This window comes from Fictibacillus sp. FJAT-27399, from assembly GCF_001510655.1.
Lineage (GTDB): Bacteria > Bacillota > Bacilli > Bacillales > Fictibacillaceae > Fictibacillus_C > Fictibacillus_C marinisediminis.
On the sequence record NZ_LMVC01000006.1, the window covers coordinates 141,404 to 155,764 of the forward strand.

Here is a 14,361-nt window from a genome sequence, read left to right on the forward strand (position 1 = left end):
TGACTCTTCATTTAAATAAAGCAAAAGGAGGAAGAGATATGAAAACCTATATTGCATGGCTGAGGGGAATTAATGTAGGCGGCCATAAAAAAATAAAGATGGAAACTTTGCGTGGACTTTTGGAATCGATGGGGCTTCAAAAGGTTAAAACATACATTCAGAGCGGGAATGTCATTCTTCAAGCTGATGAAGAGGAGAAGACACTTCAGAAAAAAATAGAAGACAAAATTCTTGAGGAATTTGGTTTTGACGTAACCGTCATGCTGAGAACTCAGCATGAGTTAGAGGAAGCGATCTCCTCCGTTCCATTTGAAGTCTATGAATTAAAAGAGAGTGAAACGATTCACGTTATCTTCTTTCCGGAGGAGCCAGCGGAATCAGCCATTGAAATACTGAAGCCCTATAAAAATGAGGACCTGGATTTTGTGGTCAGGAACCGGGAACTTTATCTTTTATACCGTAAAAGCCTTAGAGACATAAAATTTCCTGTTCAGAAATTGAAGATTCCCGGCACAATGAGAAATTGGAACACCGTCAATAAGATGGCAGCCTTGGGGAAAACCATCGACGAATAGAAAGAAGAGATGGATCAATAGAAAGGAAGAAGAAATATGTTATTGAGAGAAGCCGAGGAGAAGGATATCCCTGAACTTGCAGATTTGAAGGGAGAACTAGGGTATCCAACAGAAACAAAAGCGATGGAGGAGCGGTTTGCTAAAATCGCAGTTCACCCACACAATTGTAGCAGAAAATTATTGCGTTGGTTGTTAAAGAAGAGGTTCGTAATCAAAAGATCGGCCAGCAGCTGCTCGAACAGGCTGAAGGGTGGGCAGGCAGAAATGGCGTTCGAAAGCTGGCTGTGAATACCGGGAAAACGGAGAGTGGAGTCCCATCTCTTTTATAAAAACAGAGGTTTTGAAGAGACAGGGGCAGGGTTTTACAAATCGCTGGAAAAATAGGAGGAGTTCAAATGGAAGTCAGAGAACTGGCAGCAGTGGACGCTGAGGAATATTGGACACTAAGGCTGGAGGCATTGATGCTTTCTCCAGAGGCATTTGCAACGAGTTATGAGGAAGCGGTTAAGCGGAAGAATCCGATTGAACAAGTAAAAGAAAATTTCAGTGCTGATGGGAGCCATACATTTGGCGCCTTTTTAGATGGAGACATGGTCGGCATCGTCACCCTCATACAAGAAAGCCATAGGAAAATGAGCCATAAAGCCAATATCTTTGCCATGTATGTGACCTCCCGCAGCAGGGGAAAAGGTGCAGGAACAGCTTTAATGGAAGCTGCGATCCAAAAAGCAAAGGATATGGAAGAAATCGAGAAGATCAACCTGACTGTCGTTTCAAGCAACGAAAGCGCAAAAAAGCTGTATACCAGCTTGGGCTTTGCATCGTATGGAACGGAAACAAGGGCAATGCAGGTCGACGGCGTTTTTTATGATGAGGACCATATGGAACTGTTTGTGAAATAACGGTAATCTAAGCTGCTGACCATCTCAACTCTTTTCTGCAAAAGACTAATCCTCCTGCTTCCATGGTAAAATAACGGGAGATGAGAAGATGGTGAGGAGGTTTTTATGGATTTAAACTATTTTTATACGTTTAAGGAAGTGGCGAAGTGGGGCAGCTTTACCCGGGCTGGTCAGGAACTGGGCTACGCGCAATCAAGTGTGACCACCCAGGTTAAAAAACTGGAAGACCAATACAAAGTAAGGCTCTTTGAGCGTTCCGGACAAAAGATGGTGCTCACCCAATCAGGGGAGGATCTGCTTTTTTATGTGGACAAAATCCTCAGCCTGCTTAAAGAAGCGAGCGAGCGCCTGACCGATGAAAGAAACCTGCGAGGCAGTATACGGAAATAAAAAACAGGCTCTCATTACACCCATTAAAGGGGATGAGAGCTTGTTTTCTTATTGCTTTGGAAAATCTTCGCTGGTAAAATAACGTTCCTTTAAAATCCCAAGATGATGTTTCTCATGGCCTGCAATAATATAAGCAATAGCCCTGACAGTAACGTCTGAACCATTTGCATTCCCTCTTCGGGTCCATGTTTCCTCATCTATGCTTTTTATTAACAGTATCGTAGACTGGCGGACAACTTGTGCTTGCTGTAATAACTCAGAAAGCGGCTGTCTGTCAAAGTAGGTCTGTTCCACATAGGCATTTTCATCAAAACCAGGAAGCATCCCTTTATCGCCTCGTGCGATCGAAAGCAGCCGAAACCCCATAATTCCTTCCGTATCCGTCATATGCCCGATGACTTCTTTTATGCTCCACTTGTAAGGCCCATATCTAAACAGTCCTTGCTGTTCGGTAAGGTTTTGAACCAACTGCCGCGTTTCTTTAGCCTGTTCTTCTAATAGATTGACGATGTCCTGTTCAGGCAGAGCCTTTATGTATTTCTCGTAATAGGAATTATACTCATTGGTATCTGGTTTGCTTCGCAATCCAATATCCCCCTCTAATCGTTTTATTGTAACTATAATATGAACCTTAAAAAGAATAAACAAAATTGTCTGGCATTAGAATGGAGATTAAAGTTAGAATGGATGTATATGGAATTTAGGGATAATTAAGTTTGGGGTGAAAGAGATGGTGAAAACAGTGAAATAACCCTCCTGCAAAAGAATAGTCAATACTTTTCAGGAGGGAAAAACAATGGAAAAGAACGAGTTTGAAAGCTGGAAAAAAAGCCATATGCTGAAGGCGCATGTAACCAATCCGAATCTTGTAGTCGGGGAATATACCTATTATTCTGGTTTTTATCACAAGGAACATTTTCAAGATTATTGTGTTCGATACCTTTCTGAGAAAAAGGGTGAAGACCAGCTGATCATCGGCAAATTCTGTTCGATCGGTTCAGGTGCTGTCTTTATCATGTCAGGAAACCAAGGTCATCGGTACGACTGGACGACAACCTATCCTTTCTTTTATACAGATGATGACTGGGGAGGGAGCTGTGACGGGTACAGACCTTCAGGTGATACAGTAATAGGCAATGACGTGTGGATCGGAACGGAGTCAATGATTATGCCCGGTGTACGAATCGGTGATGGAGCGGTTATTGCGGCGAGGGCAGTGGTTACAAAAGACGTCGGACCTTACACGATCGTAGGCGGAAACCCTGCCAAAGTGATTAAGAAGAGGTTTACTGATACTCAGATCAGTATGCTGATGGAGATGAGATGGTGGGGCTGGCCAGAAGAGAAAATAAAGAGATATATGAAGCTCCTCTGTTCTGGGAGAATAAAAGAACTATATAAAGAGCACATACGAGGATAATTGAAAGAGGCACCCGATTAAAAATGGAGTGCCTCTTTTTTGAATTGGTGCGTATTTGTTGAAGATTGGCGCGTATTCTTGTGAGTTCGGCGCGTAAAGGTGCTTAATCGGCGCGTATTCCACTTAACTCAAGAAGATTTCTTCAGTTTCACTCCTGCTTTGTTTGTTCTGGGTTTTTTCGATGAGAGATAAACCCCGGCAAAGATGATGAGGAGGCCGATAACCAAGTTGGGGGTAACAGGCTCTCTCAAAAGGACATATCCCCAAATCATGGCGCTGGCGGGGATCAGATAGGTGACTGTAGCTGCGAACTCTGGGCTTCCGTTTTTATTCAAGTAAAAATAGATAAGCTGGCCCAGACCCGAACCAAAACAACCGAGGCCGATCAAGGCAAACAACGGCTTAGGATGAAGAAGTTGCTGGAAATGAACAGGCTCGGTAAAAAGTACGCCGATTAGGCCGACGGCTGCACCAGTCAGTAAGGTGAAAAATGTAATGACGGCAACGCCCACTCCTGACAAATACCTTTTGGTGAGCTGTCCAGAAAGGCCGTAACAGACGGCGGCAAGAAGCATTGTGCCGATTCCTACGAACTGAGTTCCAAACAAATGGCCGAATTGAAAGTCCATAAGAACCAGTATGCCGAAAAATCCAATGAGAATTCCGATCCACTGCTGCTTGTTTAACCTGTAGGAAAACAAAAAGAAACCAATTAAACCGGTCCAGATCGGTGTCGTCGCATTTAGGATGGAAGCCGTATTGGACTGGATGACTGTCTCACTTAATGAGATCAGTCCCCAAGCTAAACCGCAGTTGAAAATTCCGGTAATGATCAGCCATTTAATGGGAAGCTTGTTTTTTATCTCTTTTCTCTTGCTCCAAATAACTGGTAAAAGAATAAGTGCTCCAGCCAGTGTCCGTAAAAATACGACTCCCCATACGCCAGCAGGCTCAAGCAGCCATTTCATAAACACGAAAGATAGTCCCCAAATAAGGCTTAAGCCCGCAAGTGCAGCATATAAACGAATCATGTTTTTTCCTTCTTTCTCATAAACGGTTTCAATTCATTTATCGTAATGCAAATGACGGAAAAAGGAAAGGTCTCTTTCCTCTTTCCGATTCCAAGAACGTTTGTTACTATAATTTGGAATAGTTTACAATGAAAAGGTTGGAGCTGAAGACCATGGTTCGTGTAATAAAACTGGAAGAAATAACAGAACGGCTTGTGATCAGACCTTATATAACCAATGATTACAGAAATTGGTACACTCACTATTCTCATTGTTATCCATCGCGCAATAAGTTTGATGAAGGCAAAATCGATTTGTCTGATTATACCGAAGCCTGGTTTGATGAAATGGTAAACAAACACCAGCAACTAATGGATAAGGATGTAGCCTATATCCTCGGTGTGTTCAGAAAAGACGATGGAGCACATGTCGGCGTTATCGATCTATCAACCTTGATGCGGAATGAATTTCAATGGGGAAGGATCGGCTATACGATATTAAATACATACTGGGAGCATGGCTATGGAAAAGAAGCAGTCAAAGCTGTACTGAATATGGCTTTTACCCAGCTAGGATACCACAGGATTGAAGCCCACATTAATATGGACAATACTGCCTCTATAAAATTGGCTGAATCTGTTGGTATGGAATTCGAATGTGTAAGGAGAGATTTTATTTTTGAGTTTGGGGAATGGACCGATCATCTTGTTTATTTTAGGAACGCTAAGCAGCAGCGAACTTTGGCATGATAATGGTAAAAAAGACCATAAGCAAATAGTTGTGCAAACTGTGCAATTTTTTGATAAGATTAAGCGTGTTAAATGTTAAGTGTTGCTTCTTTCTTGTGAAACAAGCAGCATAATGTTTAATGTAAATGAAAGGGTTTTCTAGAAAGGTGGAACGATTTTGGACGCTTATTTGCTTCTCGTCACGTTACTAGCCATTGTGATCGTTATTCTTGGTGTATCATGGTTAAAGTGGCATGCTTTTATTAGTTTACTTGTGGCCAGTTTATTTCTGGCCATCGCTACAGGATTGTCTCTTGACAAAATTGTAAGCGCCTACGAAACTGGGGTAGGCGGAGTCTTAGGCCATTTAGTCGGTATTCTGGCTCTAGGCACAATTTTAGGAAAAATGATGGCTGAATCAGGTGCTGGAATGCAGGTTGCTGATTTCTTCGTTCGAAAGTTCGGTGTGAAGAAATTGCCATGGGCGATGCTTTTCTCAGGTTTCATCATCGGTATACCTGTATTCTTTGAAGTCGGAATCCTGATCGTATTGCCGCTTGTTATTTCTATTCATAAGACAACAAAACAAAATATCTTATTGATCGCGTTGCCTGTTATTGCAGGATTATCTATCGTGCACGGACTTGTGCCTCCGCACCCTGGCGCATTGACAGCGATTAGCATTTACAAGGCGAACCTGGGTACAGTATTGATCTACTCTCTGATCATCGCTATTCCAGCTGCCATAATTGCAGGACCGCTTTTTGCAAAATGGGTTCATAAACGTGTTGTGCCTCAGGGGGAGCCTGAGCTGATCCGCTTCAATACCAATTATAAAAAACTTCCTCATACAGGACTTTCATTCTTTATTATTTTATTGCCTGTCCTATTGATGGTATTGGCAGCAGTCGCACCTTATATGGCGATTTCCAAAGGGGCAGAAAAGATTATGGCATTTATCGGAAGTCCGATTATTGCCTTGCTGATCGCGGTGTTTGCTGCATTTTATTTCCTTGGTATCCGTCAAGGAATGGACAGGAATATGCTGAAAAAATTCTCTGAAGAAAGCCTGCTTCCTGTTGGCTCTATCATACTCATCATCGGTGCTGGCGGAGGTTTCAAGCAAATTCTAATTGACAGCGGTGTAGGGAATACGATTGGGCAGATGTCTCAGCACTTATCACTTTCTCCACTCGTCCTGGCCTTTTTAATTGCGGGTCTGATCCGGATTGCAACAGGGTCCGCAACCGTCGCTTTAACAACGGCGGCGGGAATCGTTTCTCCAATTATTGAACATATGTCTGGCGTTAACCTTGAACTTCTTGTCATTGCAACGGGTGCAGGCTCACTTATGTTCTCTCATGTCAATGATGCCGGATTCTGGATGGTAAAAGAATATCTTGGCTTAACAGTGAATGAAACCTTTAAAACATGGACTGTGCTTGAAACTATTCTGTCCTTCACTGCTTTCGGGGGAGCACTGATACTGAATATGTTTGTATAAGATGGCAAAAAAGCATTGGAATGATTTTCCAATGCTTTTTTTACTGGATTTTTTTAGATCAATGATTTTCTTAAGTTGCGCAAATATCGCTGCCTGATGAAAAGAAAGTAGAGCACATGAGCAACAAGAAAGATGGGGATCGAACGCTTGAAAATCAGCTGTCACAGCATCAAAGTTTTTGACTGCGAACGTTACAAATCCATACTTCTGCAAAAAGTTTTCCAGTAATTCGACAAGGCGGCTGTCATCTTCTACGATAAAGATTTTAAACATTTGTACTCTCCTTAAGTAATCTATGGTTTAAAGTGTACTAGAAGAAACAAATAATTCCAATACATCTCTGTACCACTGCGAGGAAATTACATCTGCATTAAAAAATAAATTTCCGGGTGGCCATGGTCTTTGGATTTGTTATAATGTTCATCATATTCTACGTAAAGCGAGTGATTGGAATGGATGCGAAAGAACGTGAATTGCTGCAGCTTATTGAAAAAAGCGGCCGCCTTGAAACATCAACGATTGCCAAACTGATGGGCATATCAGAAGAGGAAACGAAACAGATTATTAAAAAGCTTGAAAACGAAAAAGTCATTCTCGGATATTCAGCTATCATCAATTGGACAAAGGGCACAGATGAGGGAGCAGTTACCGCGATGATTGACGTCAAGGTCACACCTAAGCGCGGAGTAGGGTTTGATAAAGTGGCTGAACGGATCTACCGTTTTCCAGAAGTGAAAGCGGTCTATCTCATGTCAGGTGTCTACGATTTGTCAGTTTCCATTGAAGGGAAAACAATGGCTGAAGTCGGAAGGTTTGTCTCTGAAAAACTATCAACCATCGATTCTGTTATTTCCACAACCACCCATTTTATCTTGAAAAAATACAAGCATGACGGACTTGTATTCAGTGAGAATGAGGAAGATAAACGAATTGTGGTGTCGCCATGATTACAGAACAGACGTCAAAATATTTATCGAATAACGTGCAGGCAATCCAGCCATCCGGTATCCGCCGTTTTTTTGATCTTGCCTCATCCATGGAAAATGTTATTTCATTGGGGGTTGGTGAACCGGACTTTGTGACGCCATGGAACGTCATTGAAGCGAGCTATCATTCTCTTGAACAAGGATACACAGCGTATACGGCGAATGCAGGGCTGCTCGAGTTGAGAAAGGAAATCTCCCGCTACATGAGGAGGCGTTTTGGCGTTACCTATAGTGCAGAGGATGAAATGGTTGTTACGGTGGGTGCCTCACAGGCGATCGACATTGCGCTGCGTGCCGTCGTAAATCCCGGTGAGGAAGTCATTGTCGTTGAGCCGAGCTTCGTTTCGTATGCTCCAACCGTAACGCTGGCTGGCGGTGTGCCCGTTCCGGTTCATACATACAGTAAAGATGAGTTCAAGCTGCAGCCTGAGCATATTGAGGAAGCGGTCACTGAAAGAACGAAAGCCATCCTGTTATGCAGCCCGAACAATCCTACAGGAACCGTTTTGTCCAAAAGTGATCTAGTAAAAATTGCAGAAGTGGTAGAGAAGCATGATCTGCTCGTCATCTCAGATGAAATCTATGCTGAGCTAACCTATGATGAACCATATACAAGTTTTCCTGCGGTAAGGAACATGCGTGAGCGTACCATCTTGATCTCGGGTTTTTCAAAAGCGTTTGCGATGACCGGATGGAGACTGGGCTTTGCTTGCGGACCAAAAGATATCCTGCGGGCAATGCTGAAGATTCATCAGTATACGATGATGTGCGCGCCGACGATGGCGCAGCATGCCGCCCTTGAGGCACTTGTGAACGGACAGAAGGACGTTGTGAGAATGAAGGAAAGCTATCGCCAGCGCCGCAGCCTGGTCACCCATGCCCTGGAGGAATTGGGGCTCTCCTGCCATATTCCAGGGGGTGCATTTTATGTCTTTCCTTCCATCGAGAAGACGGGACTGAGTTCCGAAGAGTTTGCCGAACAGCTTTTGATGAAAGAGCAGGTAGCTGTCGTACCGGGAAGTGTATTCGGTGTGAGCGGTGAAGGCCATGTAAGATGTTCATATGCCACTTCGATTCAAAAGCTCGAAGAAGCCATGCGCCGAATCGATCGATTTGTGAAGACATTATAGTTGTAGGTGAGCTGTGCATGGGAAGGGGTATCCTGTGCACAGCCTTTTTTGTTTATTTAAACACCTAAACTTATATTTTATTTCTGTGGCGTGCGCAAAAATTCGTAGATGGCGGAAAAATCCTCTTTTCCTAATCCGTATTGGTTTGCCAAACCATATATTTCTTTTGTCAGGTTTGCGATGGGTAAAGCACTTCCGTTATGATACGCTTCTCCGGTTACCAGGTTAAGATCTTTCTGAATGTGTTCGAGAGGAAACTCTGCTTCGTATTGATTGGTAAGCAGTTTGTCCTTTTTGCCGGCTAAAAACGCTCCAGTTGTTGGCCCGCCGATCAGCGTCTCCAGGACGTTTTTTTTCTCCAGTCCGAGTGATTCTCCAAAATTGACAGCTTCGGCAAAGACAGCCATGGATTGAGCGAGCATTAAGTTGACAACCAGTTTCATGGACGTGCCGCTGCCATGATCCCCCTGGTGGCTGATGGCTTTCCCCATGACATTTAAATACGGACGCACTTTATCAAGTACCTCAGCCTCCCCTCCAACCAGAAAGACAAGCTCTCCGCTCTCAGCAGGTTTTAACGAGCCTGCAACAGGTGCGTCCAGAAAGCGGATGTCATGTTTTCTGGCTTCTTCCGCCATGCGTCTCGAGAAGGTTGGATTGACGGTACTGCAATCTACCCATATGGATCCTTTTGGCAAATGGTGCAAAAAACCATCTTCGCCAAGAGCTACGCTTTCAACTGCTTTAGGATTAGTCAGCATTGTAAAAAGGATATCAGATTGCTGGGCCGTTTCTTTTGGTGTTTCTCCCCACAACGCTCCCTGGTCCAGTAAATCGTCTGCCTTTTCTTTTGTGCGATTGTAGACAGTGAGCCTGTGTCCTTCCGAAATCAGGTTGCCTGCCATACGGCTACCCATAATACCTAGTCCAATAAATCCAATCATGTGATCCCTCCTTGTATACTTCTATTTTAAACATCAAGCCGAGTGATAGCGAATGAACAGCATTGTGCCAAAAAAATCACCAATTCGTGTTGAATTGGTGAGCGGGTTATATCGCGTAAATAATTTTGAGGTGATGAAGGTTCCAGAAGACAGTCTCGCCCTCAGCATTGGTTAGTGCAAGCTTATGTTCAAAGACTTTTTTCAATAAACCTGTTTTTTGCAGATGGTCTCCCAGATCAAGAACGATCATTTGATTCTCAAGTTTTTTGCATTGTTCATCAAATGTGCGTGCAAGGGGGAGGGAGCTGTGGCTGATCGGCAAACTTGTTACGCTGAGCGTATAAGGAGTGACGTTATCTTTATAGGGAATCAGCCATTTTAAGTGGCTGAGTGTAATATACATGGTTTTATATACCGGGGAATAGAAGACAAAATAGTCATTCATGACGCTTGTAATGTAGCCGTGTAGAGTCTTGTTCCCGGTCACATAGATTTTTACAAAAAGCCCTTTGGCGTTCATTAACGTTTTTCTGAACGATATTTTATCAGTATGATGGTCAATCGGAACTTCCGCAGGAGCTACTATCGGGTCTTCTTCCAGCTCAGTTATTTTTCGGATGTTATGGACATGGATAGAGGGGATGTATAGGTACTCCATGCCATTAAATATTACAAAAATGTCCGGTCCCAAATCAACTAGAACTCCTGCGTGATAGTGCCCGCCAGATACTTCAATTGAGACGGTATTGTCCAATAATTCTTGAAACTCTTTACTTAAATCATTCTTCATTCAATTTCCTCCATAACCTTTAAAATAACCAATGGACCCAGTAATACAAACAGACCAAGGTGAAGATCACCGTCGGTGGGATAACCACGATTGTGACTTTAAAATAATGTTTCCAGCTGATTTTCACATTGCCTTTTTTAAGCAGATGCATCCACATTAAAGTGGCGAGTGTACCGATAGGCAAGAGCAGGGATCCGACATCGCTTCCAATTACGTTGGCAAGGTAAGCTACCTTTAAGGTGAGGGGATCGAGGCCCATATTCGTCAGAGTCAAAGTCCCTACCATCAACGCGGGATGATTGTTAAACAGATTGGAAAGGACTGAGAGCGTGCCGCCCATCAGCAGACTTGCGTACAGGTGATGCTTGGCCACATAAGGTTTCAGGACATGAACAAGTGCATCCGTTAACCCGATATTGTGGAGTCCGTAGATAATGACATACATGCTGAAGGCAAATATAAGGATGTGCCAAGGCGTTTTTTTAAACATATCCATAGGATTGATTTTCAAATGGATCCATCGCCATCCTAAGAGAACAAGTGAACCAAAAACAGCCATGGCTTCAACCGGTATGCCGATGTAAGAAGCAACGAACAAACTGATCCTTACACAAAACACGAAGAGGAGAATTTTGTACATGAAGGAATCTTGATTTTTTAGAACGGGGGTATTTTCAGGCTTCAGTGGATGTGATTTTGGATTTGAAAAATTAATGGGACCCTGTGGCAGTTTGCGGGGCAGCGTCTTATAAAAGTACATATAAAGCAGAAGAACGAGGAAAACAAGGCCTAGAGTTGCCGGTACAAACATCATGGCTGTTTGCATATAGAGGTCCATGCCCACAATTTTTAAGGAAATCAAGTTTACGATATTGCTTACTCCGATCGGGGCGCTGGATGCTGTAGCAATGAGTGCTCCGGAAAGCAAGTAAGGTATTTTCTGGTGATTCTTTAAACGAAAATGTTTCAGGAGCAGTATCAAGATAGGCGTTGTGATTAGAATGCTTCCATCGTTATTAAAGAATAGAGTCATGAAAAAACAAAGTAAATTCACATTCCAAAACAGTCGGATACCAGAGCCTTTTGACTTCTCGGCCAGTATTTGTGCCATCCAATTAAAGAATCCAAAACTCTCTAAAACGATTGCCATTACAATGGTAGCCGTGATGGTAATGGCAGCACCACTGATGGTTTCAGCTATTTTGCCAAGATCATGGAGGGAGACGGTTCCGCATAACAATACGATAATCGCTCCTATCGTTGCAGGCACGGCCTCATTGACATCAAAAGGACGCCAAAAAATGAAAATCAAGGTGAGAAGAAAGGAGAGAACAGTGATAGACACCATTATTTCAGTCAAAAACTTCACTTCCTTTTTAAGCTTTCTAAGATGGTGAAACTAGTGAAGTGATTATCTTTCTGAAGCATTCATCACTAAGGTACATCTATACAGTAATTATATGTGTCTAGTAAAAAACTTGTCCTAAGTCATTCACACAATTTACTAGAAATGTGCGACGGACTCTATTTATCAATAAAAAAAGGAGCCCCCCTGCGAACAGGAGGGCACCTTCCTCTGCTATTGTTTCTATTGGACAAGTACCTTACTTGCTAGATACGATATTCTCTGTTTTTTTGACTAAAAATTGCAGTGTTTGATCATATTCACTTTTTAGATCGCCAATAATTTGATGAACCGGCGTTACTTCTTTAATTCTGTTGACACCTTGGCCAGCTGACCAGATATCTTTCCATGCCCTGGCATCAGAGGAATCTAAATGGGACATATCAACAGCTTCTTTTTTCTTCAACTGGTCAGGGTCAAGTCCGGCATTGCGAATACTAGAAACGAGATAGTTGGCGTTTACTCCGCTGAACGCATCCGTATAAATGAGGTCCTCAAAGGATGATTCGATCAGCATCTCCTTATATTCATTGCTTGCGAAACTTTCGGATGCTGCTATAAAACGGGTCCCCATGTAGGCGAGGTCAGCTCCGAGTGCTTCGGCAGCCAGGATATCCTGACCATTATTAATGCATCCGGCAAGGATGGTGATTCCGTCCCAAAATTCCTTTACTGCACCGATAAAGGCGATTGGATTAATGGTTCCGGCATGTCCGCCGGCGCCGTTGCAGACCAGAATCAGTCCGTCAACACCGGTTTTGGCGGCTTTTTTGGCATGACCAAGATGAATGACATCCGAGAACACAAGACCGCCGTATTGATGGATGATTTCCACCACTTCCCCCGGATGTCCGAGGGAGGTGATGACGACAGGAGGCTGATGCTTTCGGATGAGCTCAAGATCCTGCTTATACCTCTTGTTTGTTTTATGTACAATGATGTTTACAGCCCATGGAGCAATTTTACGTTCAGGATCCTGAGCCTTTGCCTGTTTTAATTCTTCTGTAATGCGAAGCATCCATTCATCGAGCACCTCATTCGTTCGTGCATTGAGCAGCGGAAAAGAACCGATGATGCCTGATTTGCAGCCTTCGATGACGAGTTCAGGGCTTGAAACAAGGAACATGGGAGCAGAGATAACGGGCAATTCAAGCTGATTGACGAAATGTTCCGGCAATTTTGCGGACATTGAATTTCTCCTCTCTTTTGTTAGCTGAAATAAATGAATGAACTCTCATTCATTTATAGAAACCAAAACGGCTATATCTTATATTTAAGGTACTTTACCACCGGAATTCGGTCAAGAGCAAACGGTTACAAAAATACCAATTTTTCTATGATAGAATGGAAATAAATACTAATCGAAAAAGGAATGACGATAAAATGAAAACTTTTAAACATTGCCAAAGCTGTGGAATGCCTTTCTCAAGGGATGAAAAAGGAGGAGGGACAGAACTAAACGGTGAAAAAAGCAGAATGTATTGCAGCCATTGTTACGAGAATGGAAGTTTTGTAATCCCTGATCTTACTGCAGAAGAGATGAAAGAGCGAGTACAGGGGAAGATTGTGGAGTTTGGTGCTCCTCGTTTTATGGCCAAGTTTTTTACAAGAAAGCTTCATAAATTGGAAAGATGGAAGTCAAACTAACTCATTTCAGGGAAGGATAATGATATGTCCAAAAAAGTGATTTTGGCAGGAGGCTCAGGGTTTCTGAGTGAAACTTTAGCATTTTTTACAGAAAAAGAGCTATGAAGTAATTAGATGGATCATACACGGTCGTCAATTTTACTGGAAAAAGTGTCAACTGCATTTATAAAAAGAAAAACAGAGAGGAGATTGTTTCATCGCGTATGGATTCGGTTCAGGTGCTGAGGGAAGGAAGCAAGAAGTGCAGCTCTCCACCGCAAGGGGCACTCCGTTCTTAGCTGGATGTTTGTTTGGCTTGATATCGGGATGCCGTTTAAGAGCAGCGCTGAAGAAAAAGGCTGGATGTAAAAAAGCAACCCAAATTGAAACATTGGGTTGCTTTTGCTATTAAATTGAGATTTTGGGCTTTGGCAAAGGGGCGGTAGATGAGCGGAAAACCAGTTACCCGCCGAAATCATCCATTTACCCGCCAAAATGGATTTATGTTAACTAGCGAGCAACTTGGAACTTCAACAAACTAAACTTTAGCCATTAAGCTTTCAATCTTTGCCTTTGCTTCCTCAGGTGATTCTAATTCCAACACAATCTTCTTATAAACCAAACCTTCCAGATCCAGAATCAGGACGTTCTTATGGTTGGAATAGGAGAGAAATACCCATTCGCTGTCATAGAGGAAACGGCCGTGCTTTACGTTTTTTCCGATTCCCGATGTGCCTACACGGAAGGCTAACGGGTTGATCTTAAAGTCATCTATTTTTACATTGCTTATGGATGAGAGAGGAACCTCAATTTCTTTTTTGAGCGATGCCGCTACCGTCAAACCTGTAAAATGGATGATAAGTTTATCATTTAAATATTCAATATGTCTGCTCATTTTATGAAAACCTCCTTTTATTAATGTGACGGGTAGGGATGGCAAAACGTTCATCT

17 protein-coding genes are annotated in these 14,361 nt (G+C 42.9%); 10 read left to right on the top strand and 7 right to left on the bottom strand.

What is annotated here, in order from left to right; genetic code table 11:
* The first annotated feature begins 38 nt into the window (after positions 1–38).
* The 4 genes from AR335_RS20910 to AR335_RS20925 all read left to right on the top strand — a co-directional run bounded on the left by AR335_RS20910 (position 39) and on the right by AR335_RS20925 (position 1,867).
* On the top strand, positions 39–575 hold the full coding sequence (locus AR335_RS20910) for a DUF1697 domain-containing protein (protein WP_062239700.1): 537 nt from the start codon (positions 39–41) through the stop codon (positions 573–575).
* Positions 576–760: 185 nt separating this feature from the next.
* Positions 761–904, top strand: coding sequence for a GNAT family N-acetyltransferase (locus AR335_RS25585; RefSeq protein WP_199805121.1), 144 nt, complete (start codon positions 761–763; stop codon positions 902–904).
* Positions 905–970: 66 nt separating this feature from the next.
* Positions 971–1,477, top strand: a complete 507-nt coding sequence (locus AR335_RS20920; protein WP_062239705.1) for a GNAT family N-acetyltransferase — start codon at positions 971–973, stop codon at positions 1,475–1,477.
* A gap of 105 nt (positions 1,478–1,582) precedes the next feature.
* The gene (locus tag AR335_RS20925) at positions 1,583–1,867 is read left to right on the top strand and encodes a LysR family transcriptional regulator (protein WP_062239707.1); all 285 of its coding nucleotides are present in this window, start codon (positions 1,583–1,585) and stop codon (positions 1,865–1,867) included.
* Positions 1,868–1,915: 48 nt separating this feature from the next.
* Here AR335_RS20925 and AR335_RS20930 read toward each other — a convergent pair whose 3' ends face one another.
* Entirely contained in the window at positions 1,916–2,452 is a 537-nt protein-coding gene (locus AR335_RS20930; RefSeq protein ID WP_062239710.1) for a DinB family protein, read from the bottom strand.
* A gap of 211 nt (positions 2,453–2,663) precedes the next feature.
* Between AR335_RS20930 and AR335_RS20935 the strand changes: the two genes are divergently transcribed.
* The gene (locus tag AR335_RS20935) at positions 2,664–3,287 is read left to right on the top strand and encodes a CatB-related O-acetyltransferase (RefSeq protein WP_062239713.1); all 624 of its coding nucleotides are present in this window, start codon (positions 2,664–2,666) and stop codon (positions 3,285–3,287) included.
* 128 nt (positions 3,288–3,415) lie between these two features.
* Here the strand turns inward: AR335_RS20935 and AR335_RS20940 are convergent, their stop codons facing one another.
* Positions 3,416–4,318 (bottom strand): DMT family transporter, encoded by a 903-nt coding sequence (locus tag AR335_RS20940; protein ID WP_062239716.1) that lies wholly within the window; start codon positions 4,316–4,318, stop codon positions 3,416–3,418.
* Between the two features lie 152 nt (positions 4,319–4,470).
* Between AR335_RS20940 and AR335_RS20945 the strand changes: the two genes are divergently transcribed.
* The 4 genes from AR335_RS20945 (at position 4,471) to AR335_RS20960 (ending at position 8,645) form a co-directional block, all read left to right on the top strand.
* Positions 4,471–5,046, top strand: a complete 576-nt coding sequence (locus AR335_RS20945) for a GNAT family N-acetyltransferase (protein ID WP_062239819.1) — start codon at positions 4,471–4,473, stop codon at positions 5,044–5,046.
* A 157-nt stretch (positions 5,047–5,203) separates the two neighbouring features.
* Positions 5,204–6,529 (top strand): GntP family permease, encoded by a 1,326-nt coding sequence (locus tag AR335_RS20950; RefSeq protein WP_062239719.1) that lies wholly within the window; start codon positions 5,204–5,206, stop codon positions 6,527–6,529.
* Between the two features lie 452 nt (positions 6,530–6,981).
* Positions 6,982–7,476, top strand: coding sequence for an Lrp/AsnC family transcriptional regulator (locus AR335_RS20955; protein ID WP_062239822.1), 495 nt, complete (start codon positions 6,982–6,984; stop codon positions 7,474–7,476).
* A complete protein-coding gene (locus AR335_RS20960; protein WP_062239722.1) occupies positions 7,473–8,645 on the top strand; it encodes an aminotransferase in 1,173 nt (390 codons plus the stop codon). Before AR335_RS20955 ends, AR335_RS20960 begins: the two co-directional genes overlap by 4 nt.
* A 77-nt stretch (positions 8,646–8,722) precedes the next feature.
* Here AR335_RS20960 and AR335_RS20965 read toward each other — a convergent pair whose 3' ends face one another.
* The 4 genes from AR335_RS20965 to AR335_RS20980 all read right to left on the bottom strand — a co-directional run bounded on the left by AR335_RS20965 (position 8,723) and on the right by AR335_RS20980 (position 12,973).
* The gene (locus AR335_RS20965; RefSeq protein WP_062239724.1) at positions 8,723–9,589 is read right to left on the bottom strand and encodes an NAD(P)-dependent oxidoreductase; all 867 of its coding nucleotides are present in this window, start codon (positions 9,587–9,589) and stop codon (positions 8,723–8,725) included.
* Between the two features lie 106 nt (positions 9,590–9,695).
* Entirely contained in the window at positions 9,696–10,379 is a 684-nt protein-coding gene (locus AR335_RS20970; RefSeq protein ID WP_062239727.1) for a hypothetical protein, read from the bottom strand.
* A 19-nt stretch (positions 10,380–10,398) separates the two neighbouring features.
* On the bottom strand, positions 10,399–11,727 hold the full coding sequence (locus AR335_RS20975) for an arsenic transporter (RefSeq protein WP_062239825.1): 1,329 nt from the start codon (positions 11,725–11,727) through the stop codon (positions 10,399–10,401).
* Positions 11,728–11,983: 256 nt separating this feature from the next.
* A complete protein-coding gene (locus AR335_RS20980; RefSeq protein WP_062239730.1) occupies positions 11,984–12,973 on the bottom strand; it encodes an NAD(P)H-dependent flavin oxidoreductase in 990 nt (329 codons plus the stop codon).
* A 194-nt stretch (positions 12,974–13,167) separates the two neighbouring features.
* Between AR335_RS20980 and AR335_RS20985 the strand changes: the two genes are divergently transcribed.
* Positions 13,168–13,431 carry a zinc ribbon domain-containing protein gene (locus AR335_RS20985; RefSeq protein ID WP_062239733.1) on the top strand — a complete coding sequence of 88 codons (264 nt, stop codon included), beginning with the start codon at positions 13,168–13,170 and terminating at the stop codon, positions 13,429–13,431.
* A gap of 517 nt (positions 13,432–13,948) precedes the next feature.
* Here the strand turns inward: AR335_RS20985 and AR335_RS20990 are convergent.
* The gene (locus tag AR335_RS20990; RefSeq protein WP_062239735.1) at positions 13,949–14,305 is read right to left on the bottom strand and encodes a hypothetical protein; all 357 of its coding nucleotides are present in this window, start codon (positions 14,303–14,305) and stop codon (positions 13,949–13,951) included.
* Positions 14,306–14,361: the final 56 nt, after the last annotated feature.

What these genes read in the sequence shown, in the direction of transcription:
- AR335_RS20975 (WP_062239825.1), bottom strand. Translation starts at nt 11,727, where the DNA reads ATGGTGTCTATCACTGTTCTCTCCTTTCTTCTCACCTTGATTTTCATT.
- AR335_RS20940 (WP_062239716.1), bottom strand. Translation starts at nt 4,318, where the DNA reads ATGATTCGTTTATATGCTGCACTTGCGGGCTTAAGCCTTATTTGGGGA.
- AR335_RS20980 (WP_062239730.1), bottom strand. Translation starts at nt 12,973, where the DNA reads ATGTCCGCAAAATTGCCGGAACATTTCGTCAATCAGCTTGAATTGCCC.
- AR335_RS20970 (WP_062239727.1), bottom strand. Translation starts at nt 10,379, where the DNA reads ATGAAGAATGATTTAAGTAAAGAGTTTCAAGAATTATTGGACAATACC.
- AR335_RS20965 (WP_062239724.1), bottom strand. Translation starts at nt 9,589, where the DNA reads ATGATTGGATTTATTGGACTAGGTATTATGGGTAGCCGTATGGCAGGC.
- AR335_RS20920 (WP_062239705.1), top strand. Translation starts at nt 971, where the DNA reads ATGGAAGTCAGAGAACTGGCAGCAGTGGACGCTGAGGAATATTGGACA.
- AR335_RS20960 (WP_062239722.1), top strand. Translation starts at nt 7,473, where the DNA reads ATGATTACAGAACAGACGTCAAAATATTTATCGAATAACGTGCAGGCA.
- AR335_RS20910 (WP_062239700.1), top strand. Translation starts at nt 39, where the DNA reads ATGAAAACCTATATTGCATGGCTGAGGGGAATTAATGTAGGCGGCCAT.
- AR335_RS20945 (WP_062239819.1), top strand. Translation starts at nt 4,471, where the DNA reads ATGGTTCGTGTAATAAAACTGGAAGAAATAACAGAACGGCTTGTGATC.
- AR335_RS20925 (WP_062239707.1), top strand. Translation starts at nt 1,583, where the DNA reads ATGGATTTAAACTATTTTTATACGTTTAAGGAAGTGGCGAAGTGGGGC.
- AR335_RS20955 (WP_062239822.1), top strand. Translation starts at nt 6,982, where the DNA reads ATGGATGCGAAAGAACGTGAATTGCTGCAGCTTATTGAAAAAAGCGGC.
- AR335_RS20935 (WP_062239713.1), top strand. Translation starts at nt 2,664, where the DNA reads ATGGAAAAGAACGAGTTTGAAAGCTGGAAAAAAAGCCATATGCTGAAG.
- AR335_RS20985 (WP_062239733.1), top strand. Translation starts at nt 13,168, where the DNA reads ATGAAAACTTTTAAACATTGCCAAAGCTGTGGAATGCCTTTCTCAAGG.
- AR335_RS20990 (WP_062239735.1), bottom strand. Translation starts at nt 14,305, where the DNA reads ATGAGCAGACATATTGAATATTTAAATGATAAACTTATCATCCATTTT.